The sequence below is a fragment of the Ochrobactrum sp. EDr1-4 genome (genome assembly GCF_049199085.1).
GTDB lineage: Bacteria > Pseudomonadota > Alphaproteobacteria > Rhizobiales > Rhizobiaceae > Brucella.
On record NZ_JBLZOF010000003.1, the window covers coordinates 238,764 to 255,509 of the forward strand.

The window sequence follows — 16,746 nt, forward strand, 5'->3', positions numbered from 1 at the left end:
ATAGCGGGCAAGCCGCATCACACAGCTGCACCATTGGTCGAAGGGCATGCATATTCTTCGGATTGATCCAATACGTCTACGCCACCAAAACGACGTTCGCGCTGGCGAAAGACCTCATATGCCGCATCAAGATCAGCTGGCCTGAAGTCCGGCCAGTGCCCTGGCACAAAGAGGAACTCGGCATAAGCCGCCTGCCAGAGCAGAAAATTCGATAAACGCATCTCGCCGCTGGTGCGGATGATCAAATCAGGATCAGGAATGCCAGCTGTATCAAGATTTGCAGAAATCAATTCAGCTGAAATAGATGATGGATCAAGCAGTCCCGCAGCGACATCGCGCGCAAGACTTTTGACCGCTCTGGTAATCTCATCACGAGAGCCATAATTGAAGGCGATGATCAGATTGAGGCCTGTATTCTGGCGGGTGAGCGACTCTGCCTCGCCAAGCAAGCCGCAAATATCTGCCGCCAATCCTTCGCGTTCGCCAATAATCCGTACACGGACATTGTTGCGATGAAGTTCAGCCAGATCGCGCCGTATGAAGAGCTTCAGCAATCCCATGAGATCGCCAACTTCACCGCTGGGACGTGACCAGTTTTCGGACGAAAATGCAAATAGCGTGAGATAGCCAAGGCAGCGATCACCCGCGCCCCTTACCGTTTCACGCAAAGCTTCGACGCCGGCCCTGTGGCCAGCGCTACGCGGCAAACCACGCGCCTTAGCCCAACGGCCATTACCATCCATGATAATGGCTATGTGGCGCGGATCAGACATGTCGAAGCTCCCCTTGATGGAAAATCATGTCAGGCCTAAACCTGCATGATTTCTCCTTCTTTGACCGAAACGATCTTGTCCATTTCTGCAATGGTATCGTCAGTCAGCTTCTGTACTTTTTCCGAGAAGCCACGGCTATCATCCTGACTGATGTCGCCGTCTTTTTCGAGCTTCTTCAACGTATCCATACCGTCACGGCGAACGTGACGCGCAGAAATACGGCCCTGCTCCGCATATTGATGAGCGATCTTGACCAGCTCCTTACGGCGCTGTTCGTTCAGCTCTGGAAGCGGAATGCGCAACGTCATGCCATCGGTAATTGGATTGAGACCAAGACCGGAATCACGAATCGCACGCTCGACCGCGCCAACCATTGTCTTGTCCCATACAGAGACCGACAACATGCGCGATTCAGGTACAGTGATATTCGCAACCTGATTGATCGGCATTTCCGAACCATAGGCCGTAATCGTGATTGGTTCGAGCAAGCTTGCAGAAGCGCGGCCCGTACGCAGACCACCAAGGTCGTGCTTAAGGGAACTGATCGCGCCTTCCATGCGTCGCTTCAGGTCGTTGATGTCGAAAACATCGCTCATGCAAATTCTCCTTCAGTGCTTGGCAAAATCAACGATCATTTATCGGAAACGATCGTGCAGCGTCCTTTGCCTTGCAGAATTTCGGCCAAACCGCCGCTTTCATGGATAGAATAGACTATTATCGGAATGTTGTTCTCACGCGCAAGGGCAACTGCCGTGGTATCCATGACAGCCAGTCCACGATCCAGAACTTCCTTATGGGTAAGCGTATCAAAACGGGTCGCTGTCGGATCTTTCTTCGGATCGGCGGTGTAAATACCGTCAACCTGTGTACCCTTCAGAAGAGCATCCGCTCCAACTTCCGCCGCGCGCAGTGCAGCAGCAGAATCGGTCGTAAAGAACGGGTTACCCGTGCCGCCTGCGAAGATCACAACCTTGCCCTCATCCATATAAGCAGTTGCCTGCCGCTGAGAGAAACTCTCGCAGATTTCAGGCATTGCTATAGCAGAGAGAACAACGGCGTCCACGCCAATCTTGTGCAATGAGGTACGCAGCGCCAGTGAGTTAATTATCGTGGCAAGCATGCCCATATGATCGCCAATCACACGGTCGCCACCCTTGGATGCGACGGCCACACCGCGGAAAATATTGCCGCCACCGATGACAACGCCAACTTCAACACCAAGTGCACGTGCCTGCTTAATGTCATTGGCAATACGGTCGGCAACCGAAACATCAATGCCAAACCCCTGACTGCCCATCAATGCCTCGCCTGAGGCTTTCAGAAGAACGCGTTTGTAGGCGGACTTAACGGACATGGAGTGTTCTCCGCAGATAGTGATCAATGAATAATAGACGTTGCGATACACGAAGGGCACCGCGTTGTCACGCGATGCCCTTCATAATCAAAAGCCTTTTGAGCATTTCCAGCAAAAGTAATTTGGACTTTTGCGCGGGTGAATGCGGCAGAAAAATCTTAAAGCGCATTCTGAAAAGAGCGCGCTGAAAGATTATTAGCCCTTGGCAGCAGCAGCAACTTCAGCAGCGAAGTCGCTTTCTTCTTTTTCGATGCCTTCACCGAGAGCGATACGTGCAAAGCCAGTGATCTTTGCAGGCGCGCCGATCGACTTTTCAGCTTCTTTAAGAGCAGCTTCAACAGTCAGATCAGGATTAATAACGAAAGCCTGCGAAAGAAGAACAACTTCTTCGTAGAACTTGCGCATGCGGCCTTCGATCATCTTTTCGATGATTGCATCTGGCTTGCCCGATTCACGGGCCTGCTCGATGAAGATTGCCTTTTCGCGTTCAGCAGCAGCTGGATCAACGTCAGCAGCAGTCAGAGCGAGCGGGTTGATAGCAGCAACGTGCATTGCAACCTGACGACCAAATGCGGCAGCAGCTTCTACGTCGCCATCGGTTTCGATTGCAACGAGAACGCCGAGCTTGCCGAGGCCATCTGCAACGCCGTTGTGAACGTAAGTAGCAACTGTACCCTTGGAAACTTCAAGAGCTGCCGAACGACGGAAGCTGATGTTTTCACCAATGGTTGCAACTGCGTCTTTTGCAGCCTGCGTAACAGTCTTACCGTCGATGTTTGCTTCAGCAACAGCTTCCGACGAACCATCGGTGGTGACTGCTGCGTTTGCGATCTGACGAACGAGATCCTGGAAAGCGTCGTTACGTGCAACGAAGTCGGTTTCGGAGTTAACTTCAACAACAACAGCCTTGTTGCCGGAAGCCACAACGCCAACCAGACCTTCAGCAGCCGTACGGCCAGCCTTCTTGTCAGCTTTAGCCATGCCCTTAGCGCGCAGGTAATCAACAGCGGCTTCGATGTCGCCATTGGTTTCAGCAAGCGCTGCCTTGCAGTCCATCATGCCTGCGCCGGTCAGTTCGCGGAGTTCTTTAACCTGTGATGCGGAAATGCTCATTGTGTCGCCTTTCACGAAAGCGAAGGCACACCGGATGGGTGTGCCAACTTTTAACCGACGCTGATTGCATCGGAATGAATGAAGTTATCCACCCGTCATGTGACGGATGGATGAAAATCATAAGCGCTGATTATGCGCTTGCAGCCGGAGCTTCGAGAGCTGGCTCAACAGGAGCTTCAACCTGCGCACCAACGTCGATGCCCATAGCGCCCTGCTGACGTGCAATGCCGTCAAGAGCAGCACGAGCGATCAGATCGCAATAAAGCGAAATAGCGCGAGCAGCATCGTCGTTGCCTGGAATTGGGAAGTCGATCTGATCTGGGTTACAGTTCGAATCGATAATCGCAACAACTGGAATGCCAAGACGCTTGGCTTCCTGAATAGCAATTGCTTCCTTGTTGGTATCAACGATGAACATAAGATCAGGAACCGAACCCATGTCCTTGATGCCGCCGAGAGCGCGATCAAGCTTTTCGCGTTCGCGTTCGAGAGTCAGGCGTTCCTTCTTCGAGTAACCCTGAGCGTCGCCAGCGAGAATTTCGTCGAGCTTGCGCAGACGCTGGATCGAGTTCGAAATCGTCTTCCAGTTGGTCATCATGCCGCCGAGCCAGCGTGCATTGACATAATACTGAGCCGAACGTGTTGCAGCATCAGCAATAATGTCAGAAGCCTGACGCTTCGTACCAACGAACAGAACGCGACCACCGCGAGCAACAGTGTCTGAAACGAGCTTCAGAGCATTGTGCAGCAGAGGAACGGTCTGGGACAGATCGAGAATGTGGATGTTGTTGCGTGCGCCATAGATGAATGGGGCCATCTTTGGGTTCCAGCGGTGAGTCTGGTGACCGAAGTGAACACCAGCTTCAAGAAGCTGACGCATGCTGAATTCTGGCAATGCCATGTGTATTTTCCTTTTCCGGTTTAACCTCCACGGGCTGAGGCGATTTCTCGCCACCGGAGGCTGAGGCCGGATTTCTCCCGGCAAAAGCCCAATCCCGTGTGTGGAATAGGCGCGCTGTTAAACCAACACGCCGATAAATGCAAGTCTTGCGCCGATTTTAACGCATATAGCTTCGGCAAATGCCTCACTTGCAGTCAGCGCTTGCAGCCTTATCATCGTATAGATCGAGCTTAACCAGCTTGCCGCGCATCGAGAAATCACCATAGTCCATGGTCAGGTCGCGGGTGATGCCATTCTTATAAAGCTTGAAGTTGATGCGATAGATCGGCAGGCCATCCTGCTTTTCTTTGTCATCGAAGTAGGAAATCGTCACCGGCCAGACATTGTCCTGCGTGAACTTGCCCATAGCCTTGGTTTCGTCGTTCTTGGCTTCCTGTTCTTTGCCGACAACAACGGTGGTCGCGACAACACGATCCGCATCTTCGGAAGCATCATACAGTGTCGTCTGATAGAATTTTTCGCCAGCTGCTGCCTTTGCAATCAACTCTTCCATATGCGTTGTCGGGAACTGCGTGGCTTTCAGATCAAGCTTATCTTCTTTGGGCTTAGACAATGCGACAACGGTTTTCCCGTCTTCGACCTTGGCATCGCCACGCACTTCCTTAACCAGCTCTTTGTCGACAAAGGTCTTATTGGCAAAGCGGAAGTCTTTTCCATCAGCACTCTCAAAGCTTGTCGTCTGCTGGTCGGTCACACGCTGTGGCTGCTCATCCATATCGATACGCGTTACAAAACGGAAATTCGTCGTATAGCCTTCACACGCAGAACCATTGAACTCATAGACCATGCGCCCTGTAAGCCCGCTGATCCCAGACTTCTCATCGGCACGATCCAATGTGAGATCATAAACGGCGCGATGCGGAATCAGCGACACTGTAGAAGCAGCATTGGCAACGCCACCCCAAACACAAACTGCCGCTCCACTCGCCGCAAACGCCATTCTCAAAAAATGCATATAAGAATCTCCCGAACTGTTGAGCAGCATGATAAAAAAACTCGTGGCGGAAGCGAGGCAAAAAACGCACCTTTCCCAAAAGCTTCACCGATTCTATCTATTACGGCACTAAGTTAGCAAGGATTAATGGAATGACCGACACCATCGACAGCCGCCTGCAAAATTTGGGTATAACTTTGCCAGAAGCTGCGGCACCAGCCGCAAACTACGTACCTTTCGCACAAACTGGTTCGCTGCTGCTGACTTCAGGTCAGCTTCCGCTGGAAAATGGCAAACTCGTTCATACCGGCCAGGTCGGTGATGTACTGACGGTTGCCCATGGTCAGGCTGCGGCACGCGCTTGCGCGGTCAACATTCTTGCACAGGCGAAAGCAGCGCTTGGCGACCTGCACAAGATCAAGCGTATCGTAAAAATTACCGTATTCGTTTCTTCGACCACCGATTTCGTGGAACAGCATCTGGTTGCCAACGGCGCATCTGACCTTCTCGTTGCTGTTCTCGGCGATGCAGGCAAGCATGCTCGTTCGGCTGTCGGCGTCGCAAGCTTGCCGCTTAATGCGCCAGTTGAAATCGAAGCCATTATCGAGGTTGCATAATGTCATCCCCGGAATGGCTCAAGAAGCAGCCGATTGCACATCGCGGCCTCCACGACCTCAACAATACGCGCTGGGAAAACACGCTTGCAGCTTTCGACGCAGCTGCAAAAGCAGGGTTTGCGATCGAGTGCGATGTGCACCTGACCAAAGACGGCAGCGTGATTGTGTTCCACGATGACGATCTTGAACGCCTCACAGGTCAGAAAGGTCGCATTAGCGATCTGACACTTGCGGAAGCAACAGCTCTGAAAATTGGCGGCACAAATGACCACGCGCCATCATTGCGGGAGATGCTTGATCTGGTTGCCGGTCGCGTGCCGGTCGTGATTGAGCTGAAAGGTATAGAAGGCCGCGATGACGGTCTTGTTGCAGCGGTTGCTAAAGACCTCGCCTCTTACGAAGGCGAAGCTGCAATCATGTCGTTCGACCATTATCTGGTCAGGCTTTTTCCAAGCGATGCTCCGGGAATTCCGGGCGGGCTCACTGCAGAAGGCACACAGATGAAGCACTTCGAAGCGCACTTCTCGATGCTCGCGCATCAGATTTCCTTCGTGTCCTATAATGTGCATCACCTGCCAAACCCGTTTGTCAGCTTTGTGCGCGAAAAGCTCGACCTTCCGGTCATCAGCTGGACAGTGCGCAATCCTGAAATGAAAACACATAGCGATCTGAACGTGGATCAGATCACCTTTGAGGGTTTTGATCCGCGCACTTTAGTCGCCTAGCAGGACACTTCGCCATGAATGACGACGAAAGGCAGACTGAACAAAGCTTCGCTCTCCGGGTTGTCGAAAGCGTTGGCGATTTTTCTGAAGACGAATGGAACCGCCTTGCCGGGACATCCCGGCAAGGCGGCTCCTATAATCCCTTCATTTCCCGCGCTTTTCTTCTGGCACTGGAACAATCAGGCTCTGTGTCACAACACGCTGGCTGGCTGCCGCACTATCTGCGTCTTGAAGATGACAAAGGTTTTCTTATTGGTGCGGTCCCCAATTACTTAAAAGGGCATAGCCAAGGCGAATATGTTTTCGATCATGGCTGGGCAGATGCCTTTGAGCGCGCGGGCGGACGTTACTACCCCAAGTTTCAGGCATCCATTCCGTTCACACCCGCAACCGGGCCACGTCTGCTTCATCATCGCGATTTTGAACCAGAGGCCATTCAGGTCGCGCTGGGAACCGGGTTACGTCAACTAACCGATCAGACAGGCGCTTCTTCTGCTCACGTTACATTCGCGCCTCAGACCGAGATTTCATCGCTCGAAGCAGCCGGATTTCTGCATCGAACCGATCAACAGTTTCATTTCATAAACAATGGCTTTTCAGAATATAATGATTTTCTGAATGAGCTTGTTTCCCGCAAACGAAAAGCGCTTAAAAAAGAACGTCGCGACGCGCTTTCAGAAGGTATTGAAATCGATTGGCTAACCGGCAAGGAGCTGACTGAATCGGTCTGGGATGACTTTTACGAATTCTATGTCGATACCGGCAATCGCAAGTGGGGACGCCCCTATCTCAACCGTAGTTTTTTCTCGCTGATTGGCGAGAGCATGGCCGACGACATTCTGCTCGTGATGGCAAAGCGTAATGGACGCTATATTGCAGGCGCGATCAATTTCATTGGCAGCGACACGCTATATGGTCGCCACTGGGGCTGCATCGAGGATCACCCATATCTGCATTTTGAGGTTTGCTATCATCAGGCAATTGATTTTGCGATTGATAGTAAACTGCGCGTTGTCGAAGCCGGAGCGCAAGGCGAACACAAACTTGCACGCGGCTATGTTCCGGTGACAACTCATTCCGCGCATTACATTGCGCACGAAGGTTTTCGCCGAGCCGTCAGTGATTACCTTGAGCGTGAACGCCGCGAGATCGATCAGATACATTCAGCACTGGAAGAGCACACGCCTTTCAGGCAAACGTAACGACTACTATAATTGACTAAACCGGAGAGACCAGCATGTCCGCCACCTATGATGACAACAACATCTTCGCAAAAATCCTGCGCGGCGAAATCCCATCCATCCGCGTCTATGAAAACGATGACGTTGTGGCTTTCATGGATGTCATGCCGCAAGCAAACGGCCATACACTGGTTGTTCCAAAAGCGCCGTCACGCAATCTACTGGATGCAAAGCCCGAAGCTCTGGCCGAGACAATCAAGGTCGTTCAGAAGATCGCAAATGCCGTGAAGACGGCCTTTGATGCCGATGGCATCACCGTCATTCAGTTCAATGAGCCTGCTGCCGGACAGACAGTTTACCACCTGCATTTCCACGTCATCCCGCGTTTTGAAGGCGTAGAACTGAAGCCTCATACGGGAAATATGGAAGACGCAGCCGTCCTTACAGCAAATGCTGAGAAAATACGCGCAGCACTTTGATAAGAGTGCGCTTTATAAGCTTAGAAGCCCTGTGACGAGCAGGGCTTCTGTCACTATGATGCCAACAAGCAAACGCTTTCCGGCAATGAGATAAGCAATAAAGCCCGCTGCTGCCGAGCCGACACGCAGCCACATGGGGGAGTTTGCAAGTTCCCCGTTCGGATAAAGTATAAGCTGCGCAATAACGCCCGCAACAAGTGCCGTCGCAACGCAGCGCACGAATACCAGAACTTCCGAATCTTCACGGACCCGCCCACCGACAATTACACCCATGACGCGGAAAAGATATGTTGGAAGCGCACCTGCAAGCAGGATGAAAAGAAGCGGCCACCACCAGTCTGAGTAACTATCCCAGTTCATTGGACGGGCTCCGTTGGCTTGCGCGCACGATGAACGGCGAATGCGATCACGCCACCAACAATTCCGGTCATGAGAAGATCATAGCCGGGTGCAAACTGGTGAAAGATCGGGAAAAGCACAATCCCGGACACCATGGCAATCTGCCCTGCCCGTTCACGCGCCGATCTCCAAAGCGACGTTAGAAAATACATCGGTGTGAGCATGAAAAGTGCTGCAAACACCACCGGCGGAAATGACGCCGACAGCGTATATACCAAAGCGACCACAAGCGCGTTCGTACCGACAAGCACTGTGCCAATACCTGCAAAATAGCTCGTTCGCATATTGCGCGGTACGTTGCGCAGCTCGTCCATCGCCATTACCCAGGCTGTCACCGCCACAAAATGGCAAAGGGCAGCAAGTGTCAGCTTACGTGTTTCAGGCCCTTTCAATTCAGGAAGAAGCGCCACCACCATCGGCATCAGACGCACAGAAGACAAGCCTACAGCCAAAGCAGCGGCTGGGATCGACGCTCCCGCACTGATTGCGCCGATCAACACCACTTTTGCAGGCAAAGCCCAGATGGTCAGTGTCATAAACACCGCTTGCCCAACTGTTATGCCGCTTTCAATTGCCAGCCCTGAAAAGCCGATGAACGAACTCATTAGCAAAATAGCGGGCACGCTCGCGATGCGGCTCGTACCACGGAAAAACCAAGCAAGATGGCTATTTTGTTCAGGCGATGATGAACCGGGAATGGTGGAGCGACTCGAAGACATGGTTGAGATTAGGCCATTTACACGGAAACTTGCACCATGAAAAAAGGCCCTTCGTGAGAAGGGCCTTTTGCAGTTGTTATTTCTTACGCGGCACTTTCGGTACCGAGGACTTCGTCGCGGAAGCCTTTGCGGCGGGTTTTGGTGCGGCCTCGTCCTTGCCAGCCAAAACCTTTTCCTTCTCGACCTTCTTCGGTGCTGCCTTCTTGCGCACGGGCTGCTTCTTTTCAGCCGGAATATCCTTCTTAGGAACAACCGTGGTGTCAGAAACAGTCTCAAGAGCAAGATCAGTCTTGCCGTCGTCCTTCGTGATCACATCGACCCGCACCGTACCGCCATGCTTGAGCTTGCCGAACAGCACTTCATTGGCCAGTGGCTTCTTGATGTGTTCCTGAATGACGCGAGCCAGCGGACGTGCGCCCATGCGCTCGTCGTAACCCTTGTCAGCAAGCCATGCGATGGCAGGCTCGGTCAACTCAAATGTCACGCCACGTTCAGCAAGCTGCGCTTCAAGCTGAAGCACGAACTTCTGCACGACCTGATGGATGACCGGAACTGGCAGCGGGCCGAATGGAACGATTGCATCGAGACGGTTGCGGAATTCCGGCGTGAACAGCCGGTTGATCGCTTCCATGTCGTCGCCTTCACGCCGTGTCGAACCAAAACCAATCGCCGCCCTTGCCATGTCGGAAGCACCGGCATTGGTGGTCATGATCAAGATCACATTGCGGAAATCGATCTTCTTGCCGTTGTGATCAGTGAGCGAGCCATGATCCATAACCTGCAACAGAATGTTGTAGAGATCTGGATGCGCCTTTTCGATTTCATCGAGCAACAACACACAATGCGGATGCTGATCGACTCCATCGGTCAGAAGACCGCCCTGATCGAAGCCAACATAGCCGGGAGGTGCACCGATCAAACGCGATACGGTGTGACGCTCCATATATTCCGACATGTCGAAACGAAGCAGTTCGACACCCAGCGACGAAGCAAGCTGCTTGGCAACTTCCGTCTTACCGACACCAGTTGGACCTGAGAACAGATAGGAGCCGATTGGCTTATCTGCTTCACGAAGACCAGCACGCGCGAGTTTGATTGCTGACGAAAGCGCTTCAATCGCCAGATCCTGACCATAGACGACACGCTTAAGCTCGGCATCAAGATGTGCGAGCACCTGCTCGTCATCCTTCGAAACAGACTTAGGCGGAATCCGTGCCATTGTGGCAATCGTTGCTTCGATTTCTTTGACGCCAATCGTCTTCTTGCGCTTGTTCTGCGGAAGAAGCATCTGACTTGCGCCCGTTTCATCGATCACGTCGATCGCTTTGTCAGGCAATTTGCGGTCAGAGATATAGCGTGCCGAAAGCTCCACAGCCGACTTGATAGCATCAACCGTATATTTGACCTTATGGAAGTCTTCAAAATACGGCTTCAGCCCCTTCATGATCTCAATCGCATCCGGGATCGATGGCTCATTAACATCGATCTTCTGGAAACGACGCACCAGTGCGCGGTCCTTTTCGAAGAACTGACGATATTCCTTATAGGTCGTCGAACCGATGCAACGGATCGCACCCGAAGACAGAGCAGGCTTCAACAGGTTCGATGCATCCATCGCGCCGCCGGAAGTCGCTCCGGCACCGATGACTGTGTGAATTTCGTCGATGAACAGAACCGCGCCCGGATATTCTTCGAGCTCTTTAACAACCTGCTTCAAGCGCTCTTCAAAATCACCGCGATAGCGTGTTCCAGCGAGCAGCGTACCCATATCAAGCGAGAAGATCGTGGCGTCAGCAAGCGCTTCCGGCACATCGCCTTCAACGATACGCTTTGCAAGACCTTCGGCAATCGCGGTTTTACCAACGCCAGGATCGCCCACATAAAGCGGGTTATTCTTGGAACGGCGGCAAAGAACCTGAATGGTCCGGCTGACTTCACTATCGCGACCAATCAGTGGATCGATGCGGCCTGATTTGGCTTTATCGTTCAGATTGACGCAATAGGCGGTCAGGGCATCTTGCTTTTTCTTCGCGCTTTCTTCCGGTTCTACGCTTGTGCGCTCTTCGCTCGCACTTTCAGCACCGCGCGGGGTGCGTGGTTCGCTGCCCTGCGTGCGCTTGGAAATGCCGTGCGAAATATAGTTCACAGCATCATAACGCGTCATCTGCTGCTCTTGCAGGAAGTAGGCAGCATGGCTTTCGCGTTCAGCGAAAATAGCCACCAGCACATTTGCGCCGGTCACTTCTTCGCGGTTTGACGACTGAACATGGATGACAGCGCGCTGGATCACGCGCTGGAAAGCCGCCGTCGGCTTGGAATCCTCGTCGTAGCCGGTGACAAGGTTGTCCAGTTCACGGTCAATATAATCGGTAACGATCTTTTTAAGATGCTCAAGATCGACGTTACAAGCGCGCATCACTGCGCCCGCATCCTGATCGTCGATCAGGGCAAGTAAAAGATGTTCGAGCGTGGCATATTCGTGATGCCGCTCGTTCGCGATGGTAAGCGCTTGATGCAGCGCCCTTTCAAGGCTGGGAGAAAACGATGGCATATGACCTCACTTTTTCTCCATTACACATTGTAATGGATGCTGGTTTTGGCGGGCAAAATCCATGACCTGACTAACCTTGGTTTCGGCAACCTCGTATGTGAATACGCCGCACTCACCGACACCATGATTATGGACATGCAACATGATACGCGTCGCGTCGTCCATGTCTTTTTGGAAAAAACGTTGCAGGACATGAATGACAAACTCCATAGGAGTATAGTCATCATTGAGAAGCAGAACACGATAGAGACTTGGCTTCTTGGTTTTGGTCTGCGTGCGCGTGACCACAACGGTCCCATTATCTGGTCCGTTCCCGCCGTTTGCTTTGCTTTGCATGACTGGATTTAAATGCCGCATGTAACCTATCACCCGATGCCCAACTCTATGGCCTGCTTGCCCTTTTATGTAGGGCGTCATGCGATGATTTTAAGCCCTTCCTTGCCACTTGCAACCGAGACTTCTTGCAAGGTGCCGCATTGGCACAATTATCTTGGCCAGTTTGCATCAATAACGAAAATTTGAACGCCCGGCGCAGAAGGCTTTGCTCACCGAATTGCGTATTTGTTGCGCACAACTTCACAGCTTGCCCATCAACTTTTTTTTAGAAATTATAAATAATGCGGTTACCATAAACGGATTGGTAACGCTGATGACAGTAAGGTTCCCGAATTAGATTGCTGTGTGCCCTTTGTGCCGCAGCTAAAAAAAACCGGGATACAGGCAGGTCATTATCGTGCGTATAGCATTCAGTAACGTAGCATATGCCTTGAAAAGAGCGGCGCAAGCCACCCTTCTTCTAGCTGTTGTAACAGGCTGCTCTACGGCCTCGACGACCGTTCCAGCTGTCGCCAATGACAGATATGCCGCCATTGTTGTCGATGCGAACACGGGTAAAACCCTGTTTGCCTCAAGCGCAGATGCAAAACGCTATCCGGCGTCGCTGACAAAGATGATGACCATCTACATGCTACTTGAAGCAGTGCAGACCGGCCGCATCAACAAAGACACGCGTATTCCAGTTTCAGCCTATGCAGCGGCTCGCCCGCCGACAAAAATCGGGTTCAAAAAAGGCCAGACCATTCGCGTTGAAGATGCAATTCTTGCGATGGTGACAAAGTCCGCCAACGACGTTGCAGCAGCATCCGGCGAATTCCTCGGCGGTTCAGAAGAGCGTTTTGCCCAGATGATGACGGCAAAAGCGCGTCGCCTTGGCATGAGCAACACCACATTCCGCAACGCCTCCGGCCTTCCAAACATGCAGCAGGTGACTACTGCGCGTGATATGGCGATTCTCAGCATCGCCCTTCGTCAGCATTTCCCGCGCGACTTCGCTTATTTCTCGCGCAGCAGCTTTGACTATCGCGGTCAAACCATTCGCGGTCACAACCGTCTTCTTGGCCGTATTGAAGGCGTTGACGGAATCAAGACCGGTTATACCAATGCATCCGGTTACAACCTTGCTTCATCAGTCAATCTTGATGGTCGTCGTATCGTAGCAGTCGTTATGGGCGGCAACACTGGCGCAAGCCGCGATGCGCATATGGCACAGCTTATCAAGCAATATCTGCCAGCAGCAACGCGTGGCCGTGCATCTGAGCCTCTCATTGCGATGCGTAGTGAAGTGCCGCAGGTCGTAGCCTCTGCCGCATTGCCAAAGGCACGCAACGCGCCTGTTCCAGTCGCCCGTCAGGTCGTCGCCGTTGAAGACGTGATCAACAATGAAACTGGTGAAGGTGACAATGAGCAGCCACAGGTACTGGCGCTTGCAGCTCCTACCCAGCGTCCCGCAGCAATGGCCGCGCAGGCAGCAGTTCGCCCAACGCCAAAGGCAGCTGTTCCTTCCGCACCAGTGCCACATGAAATTGATCCAGTAACGACAGCGTCTGCACCTGCATCTGGTGGCTGGGCTATTCAGGTCGGATCGCTACCAAGCGAAGGTCAGGCCCGCGATATGCTGACCAAGGTTTCGTCGTCGGTTGGCGCGCCGCTGCGTTCGGCATCGCCATATACCGAGACTTTTGTGAAGGGTAACGCGACTTTCTACCGTGCCCGTTTTGTCGGCTTTAATTCAAAACAAGCCGCATGGGATGCATGTGCATCGCTGAAAAAGAAGAACTTTGGCTGCTACGCAGTCGCAAACTAACAAACGTGGGAGAGTTCGCTTTCCCGCATAGCTTTAAACCCGAAATTTGTATTGCGTAGAGGGTTTCGAGATGTCGAATATGAACGAGACACTGACACAACATGCTTTGGCACCCAACCTGTGGACAGATGAGGCACACCGCCCGTCCACACTCGGGTCGCTGTTTTCAGTACAAGCCTTGAAGCAGGCCGCACTTCGTATTGCTGACGTGCGCCATGGCAAGGCGTTTCATACGCGCGATCTGGTAGGCGTGCTGGTCAGCCACGCCGCCCGCAATCGCCGCATGGTTAAGCCGCGCACAATGATGCGCATGACGTTACCCGTTACGGCTGATAAGGTTTCGGTACGTCTCACAATCGAAAACTGATTTAAAAAAATTTCATCAAAAAAGCCTGCCGGTTCGGCAGGCTTTTTTATTTGCTCACAGCAAACCCAAGGCCGCTAGTTCTTGTCGCAATTCGGAAGGCAAAGCAGCCCTTCCCGATTTGCCTGCAGCTTCATCGAGCGGAACTTCATTTTCATTAAGATAGCGCCACCCCTGAAAAGCACGACGTGGCTGCCAATCCGTCGGATGAATTTTTGGCTCCAGCACCAGATGGCAACGATTGATGCCCTGCTCATCCGTAAACGGTCGTATATCCAGAAAACGCTGTCGACATTGCACATTGCCTTTGATCACCCAATAGAGTGAGCCACCGTCGAGCAATTCATCGGCACGCTTGGGAACCATACGTGTCGTATGAAACTGTTCCGGGACCAGTCCAGCAGCACGTTGTTCCGCCAGCCGAAAATCGATCCAGGCTGCGAGATCTTCGATACTGTCGCAACCGACGCAAAGTTTTACGAGATTGAGTGCCATGGCGATGATTTAGCCAAGCCGAATGCAGTCTTCAAGTCATAAGAATTTTATCTTCAGCAGGCGACCACATTCACGGCCAAACCGCCCTGACTGGTTTCCTTGTAGCGCTCGCTCATATCGTGTCCGGTCTGACGCATGGTTTCGATACAGGCATCGAGCGGCACGAAATGCTGACCATCGCCCTTAACTGCAAGCGAGGCAGCGGTGACGGCCTTAACCGCACCCAGCGCATTGCGTTCAATACATGGCACCTGCACAAGACCGGCAACTGGATCGCATGTCATGCCAAGATGATGCTCAAGTGCTATTTCAGCAGCATTTTCGATCTGCTCAGGTGTACCGCCCATAACAGCAGCGAGACCCGCTGCCGCCATAGCAGAAGCCGAACCGACCTCACCCTGACAACCAACTTCCGCGCCTGAAATCGAAGCATTATGCTTGATCACACCGCCAATTGCGGCAGAGGTGAGCAGAAAATCACGAATACCCTTTGCATCTGCATCATCATGGAAATGCAGATAATAGCGCAAAACCGCAGGCACGACGCCAGCCGCACCATTGGTTGGGGCAGTCACAACACGTCCACCGGAGGCATTCTCTTCATTGACCGCCATTGCATAAACAGACAGCCAGTCATTTGCTAGCAGCGGGTTGACCTTGTTGTTACGCCAGTCGTCTTCAAGCCGTTCAAAAAGCTGACGCGCACGGCGACGCACTTTCAGGCCACCCGGCATAATACCATCGCGGCTCAAACCACGCTCAATACAGCCACGCATCGCGCCCCAAATGCGGTCCAGCCCTTCATCGAGATCAAGGCATGACATATGGCACTCTTCGTTGGCGCGTTTCATATCGGCAATAGAGAGGCCGCTTTTATTCGCCATGGTGAGCATTTCAGCCGCATTGTTGAACGGATAAGGCACATCAGCCTTTTCCTCACGCTGGCCACCGCTGGTCTGCACGCGGCTTAATTCCTCGGCTGTAACAACGAAGCCGCCACCAATCGAGAAATAAACGCGACGCAGCAACAACCGATCACTTTTATCGTAAGCTTCAAACGCCATGCCATTGGCGTGGCCCGGCAATGGCGTCTTACGATCCAAAACCAGATCGGTTTTCGGATCAAATTGATAAGCAGGATGACCAGCGGGCTGCACGGTTTTTGCGCGAGAAACCTTTTCGACTTCGCTATCCATAATATCAGGATCGATCGAATCGGGCGTGAAGCCACAAAGGCCGAGAATCACTGCGCGATCTGTGGCATGCCCTATGCCGGTATAGGCCAGCGAGCCATGGAGGCTGGCTTTCAGTCGATATACTTTGGCATTGGCAGGTTTTGGCCAATCGCCACCGATCAGTTCTTTAAGGAACATATGTGCGGCAGTCATCGGGCCCATCGTATGTGAACTCGAAGGACCAATGCCAATTTTATAAAGATCGAATACCGACAGAAACATTCTACACCTATCCAACCCAAAACGGGCTGCGCAATTCCACATGCCAACCACGCAAAGCAGGCAGCAAAATGATATTACACCATATAGATAGTTTAAGTGCGGAACAACGCAAACCGATTGCCGAAATGCGGCATTAAGTTTCCGCTTTACGCATCCTTCTCGGCATCAGACCGAGAAGAGGTAAGCCATAAGAATGATTGTAGCGAGGCCAACGACTGCCCAGAGCGTAACGCCCCAGCAGGATTTTTGAACGGTTTCGTCCATGGAGATTTTTTACAACCTTGTTGTGCAACTCTTGCAAGCAGCGTCCTTCACAACGCTGTTACCTGAGATATAGCCCTGACACATATGAAACGCAACTGTGAAAAATGGCAGAAATACGGCGCGTAAATCCACCCCATCGCAGCACGTTTCAAAAATCCATTTAGTATCAAAACGTTAACAAGGCGTATGTTTAACAAAAGCTTTAAAGTCACGGCAG

At 52.3% G+C, this 16,746-nt stretch carries 18 protein-coding genes; 6 read left to right on the forward strand and 12 right to left on the reverse strand.

Features of this window, described 5'->3' with window-relative positions; translation table 11 throughout:
- Window positions 1-17: 17 nt before the first annotated feature.
- The 6 genes from ACOZHT_RS12145 to eipB form a co-directional block, all read right to left on the reverse strand.
- Window positions 18-773, reverse strand: coding sequence for an isoprenyl transferase (locus tag ACOZHT_RS12145; protein ID WP_339508841.1), 756 nt, complete (start codon window positions 771-773; stop codon window positions 18-20).
- Window positions 774-808: 35 nt separating this feature from the next.
- Window positions 809-1,369 carry a ribosome recycling factor gene (gene frr, locus ACOZHT_RS12150; RefSeq protein WP_339508842.1) on the reverse strand — a complete coding sequence of 187 codons (561 nt, stop codon included), beginning with the start codon at window positions 1,367-1,369 and terminating at the stop codon, window positions 809-811.
- A 35-nt stretch (window positions 1,370-1,404) separates the two neighbouring features.
- Window positions 1,405-2,127, reverse strand: a complete 723-nt coding sequence (gene pyrH / locus ACOZHT_RS12155; RefSeq protein WP_339508843.1) for a UMP kinase — start codon at window positions 2,125-2,127, stop codon at window positions 1,405-1,407.
- Between the two features lie 195 nt (window positions 2,128-2,322).
- Complete coding sequence (tsf, locus tag ACOZHT_RS12160) at window positions 2,323-3,240, reverse strand: translation elongation factor Ts (RefSeq protein ID WP_339508844.1); 918 nt, start codon at window positions 3,238-3,240, stop codon at window positions 2,323-2,325.
- Between the two features lie 130 nt (window positions 3,241-3,370).
- Complete coding sequence (rpsB, locus tag ACOZHT_RS12165; protein WP_339508845.1) at window positions 3,371-4,141, reverse strand: 30S ribosomal protein S2; 771 nt, start codon at window positions 4,139-4,141, stop codon at window positions 3,371-3,373.
- A 184-nt stretch (window positions 4,142-4,325) separates the two neighbouring features.
- Window positions 4,326-5,156 carry a cell envelope integrity protein EipB gene (gene eipB / locus ACOZHT_RS12170; RefSeq protein ID WP_339508846.1) on the reverse strand — a complete coding sequence of 277 codons (831 nt, stop codon included), beginning with the start codon at window positions 5,154-5,156 and terminating at the stop codon, window positions 4,326-4,328.
- 131 nt (window positions 5,157-5,287) lie between these two features.
- Here eipB and ACOZHT_RS12175 point away from each other — a divergent pair, with 131 nt between their 5' ends.
- Genes ACOZHT_RS12175 through ACOZHT_RS12190 form a run of 4 tightly spaced genes read left to right on the forward strand, consistent with a single transcriptional unit; the run spans window position 5,288 to window position 8,137 of the window.
- Complete coding sequence (locus ACOZHT_RS12175; protein WP_339508847.1) at window positions 5,288-5,752, forward strand: RidA family protein; 465 nt, start codon at window positions 5,288-5,290, stop codon at window positions 5,750-5,752.
- On the forward strand, window positions 5,752-6,477 hold the full coding sequence (locus ACOZHT_RS12180; RefSeq protein WP_339508848.1) for a glycerophosphodiester phosphodiesterase: 726 nt from the start codon (window positions 5,752-5,754) through the stop codon (window positions 6,475-6,477). The genes ACOZHT_RS12175 and ACOZHT_RS12180 overlap by 1 nt, the downstream gene beginning before the upstream one ends.
- Before the next feature lie 14 nt (window positions 6,478-6,491).
- Window positions 6,492-7,679, forward strand: coding sequence for a GNAT family N-acetyltransferase (locus tag ACOZHT_RS12185; RefSeq protein WP_339508849.1), 1,188 nt, complete (start codon window positions 6,492-6,494; stop codon window positions 7,677-7,679).
- Window positions 7,680-7,714: 35 nt separating this feature from the next.
- Window positions 7,715-8,137, forward strand: a complete 423-nt coding sequence (locus ACOZHT_RS12190; protein WP_339508850.1) for an HIT family protein — start codon at window positions 7,715-7,717, stop codon at window positions 8,135-8,137.
- A 12-nt stretch (window positions 8,138-8,149) separates the two neighbouring features.
- On the opposite strand, the gene ACOZHT_RS12195 is transcribed toward ACOZHT_RS12190, so the two are convergent.
- From ACOZHT_RS12195 to clpS, 4 genes are all read right to left on the reverse strand, one after another.
- Complete coding sequence (locus ACOZHT_RS12195; protein WP_339508851.1) at window positions 8,150-8,497, reverse strand: AzlD domain-containing protein; 348 nt, start codon at window positions 8,495-8,497, stop codon at window positions 8,150-8,152.
- Entirely contained in the window at window positions 8,494-9,255 is a 762-nt protein-coding gene (locus ACOZHT_RS12200) for an AzlC family ABC transporter permease (protein WP_339508852.1), read from the reverse strand. Before ACOZHT_RS12200 ends, ACOZHT_RS12195 begins: the two co-directional genes overlap by 4 nt.
- A 76-nt stretch (window positions 9,256-9,331) precedes the next feature.
- Window positions 9,332-11,806, reverse strand: a complete 2,475-nt coding sequence (gene clpA, locus ACOZHT_RS12205; protein WP_339508853.1) for an ATP-dependent Clp protease ATP-binding subunit ClpA — start codon at window positions 11,804-11,806, stop codon at window positions 9,332-9,334.
- A gap of 6 nt (window positions 11,807-11,812) precedes the next feature.
- Window positions 11,813-12,163, reverse strand: a complete 351-nt coding sequence (clpS, locus tag ACOZHT_RS12210; RefSeq protein ID WP_250040925.1) for an ATP-dependent Clp protease adapter ClpS — start codon at window positions 12,161-12,163, stop codon at window positions 11,813-11,815.
- Window positions 12,164-12,539: 376 nt separating this feature from the next.
- Between clpS and ACOZHT_RS12215 the strand changes: the two genes are divergently transcribed.
- Entirely contained in the window at window positions 12,540-13,949 is a 1,410-nt protein-coding gene (locus ACOZHT_RS12215; RefSeq protein ID WP_339508854.1) for a D-alanyl-D-alanine carboxypeptidase, read from the forward strand.
- A gap of 70 nt (window positions 13,950-14,019) precedes the next feature.
- Window positions 14,020-14,316, forward strand: coding sequence for a hypothetical protein (locus tag ACOZHT_RS12220; protein ID WP_339508855.1), 297 nt, complete (start codon window positions 14,020-14,022; stop codon window positions 14,314-14,316).
- 54 nt (window positions 14,317-14,370) lie between these two features.
- Here the strand turns inward: ACOZHT_RS12220 and ACOZHT_RS12225 are convergent, their stop codons facing one another.
- Window positions 14,371-14,808, reverse strand: a complete 438-nt coding sequence (locus tag ACOZHT_RS12225) for a DUF1489 family protein (RefSeq protein WP_339508856.1) — start codon at window positions 14,806-14,808, stop codon at window positions 14,371-14,373.
- A 53-nt stretch (window positions 14,809-14,861) separates the two neighbouring features.
- Complete coding sequence (locus ACOZHT_RS12230) at window positions 14,862-16,265, reverse strand: L-serine ammonia-lyase (protein ID WP_339508857.1); 1,404 nt, start codon at window positions 16,263-16,265, stop codon at window positions 14,862-14,864.
- Window positions 16,266-16,746: the final 481 nt, after the last annotated feature.

Bases quoted from the DNA above. Each gene is read 5' to 3' on its own strand.
- ACOZHT_RS12145 (WP_339508841.1), bottom strand. From the start codon at position 773: ATGTCTGATCCGCGCCACATAGCCATTATCATGGATGGTAATGGCCGT.
- frr (WP_339508842.1), bottom strand. From the start codon at position 1,369: ATGAGCGATGTTTTCGACATCAACGACCTGAAGCGACGCATGGAAGGC.
- pyrH (WP_339508843.1), bottom strand. From the start codon at position 2,127: ATGTCCGTTAAGTCCGCCTACAAACGCGTTCTTCTGAAAGCCTCAGGC.
- tsf (WP_339508844.1), bottom strand. From the start codon at position 3,240: ATGAGCATTTCCGCATCACAGGTTAAAGAACTCCGCGAACTGACCGGC.
- rpsB (WP_339508845.1), bottom strand. From the start codon at position 4,141: ATGGCATTGCCAGAATTCAGCATGCGTCAGCTTCTTGAAGCTGGTGTT.
- eipB (WP_339508846.1), bottom strand. From the start codon at position 5,156: ATGCATTTTTTGAGAATGGCGTTTGCGGCGAGTGGAGCGGCAGTTTGT.
- ACOZHT_RS12175 (WP_339508847.1), top strand. From the start codon at position 5,288: ATGACCGACACCATCGACAGCCGCCTGCAAAATTTGGGTATAACTTTG.
- ACOZHT_RS12180 (WP_339508848.1), top strand. From the start codon at position 5,752: ATGTCATCCCCGGAATGGCTCAAGAAGCAGCCGATTGCACATCGCGGC.
- ACOZHT_RS12185 (WP_339508849.1), top strand. From the start codon at position 6,492: ATGAATGACGACGAAAGGCAGACTGAACAAAGCTTCGCTCTCCGGGTT.
- ACOZHT_RS12190 (WP_339508850.1), top strand. From the start codon at position 7,715: ATGTCCGCCACCTATGATGACAACAACATCTTCGCAAAAATCCTGCGC.
- ACOZHT_RS12195 (WP_339508851.1), bottom strand. From the start codon at position 8,497: ATGAACTGGGATAGTTACTCAGACTGGTGGTGGCCGCTTCTTTTCATC.
- ACOZHT_RS12200 (WP_339508852.1), bottom strand. From the start codon at position 9,255: ATGTCTTCGAGTCGCTCCACCATTCCCGGTTCATCATCGCCTGAACAA.
- clpA (WP_339508853.1), bottom strand. From the start codon at position 11,806: ATGCCATCGTTTTCTCCCAGCCTTGAAAGGGCGCTGCATCAAGCGCTT.
- clpS (WP_250040925.1), bottom strand. From the start codon at position 12,163: ATGCGGCATTTAAATCCAGTCATGCAAAGCAAAGCAAACGGCGGGAAC.
- ACOZHT_RS12220 (WP_339508855.1), top strand. From the start codon at position 14,020: ATGTCGAATATGAACGAGACACTGACACAACATGCTTTGGCACCCAAC.
- ACOZHT_RS12225 (WP_339508856.1), bottom strand. From the start codon at position 14,808: ATGGCACTCAATCTCGTAAAACTTTGCGTCGGTTGCGACAGTATCGAA.
- ACOZHT_RS12230 (WP_339508857.1), bottom strand. From the start codon at position 16,265: ATGTTTCTGTCGGTATTCGATCTTTATAAAATTGGCATTGGTCCTTCG.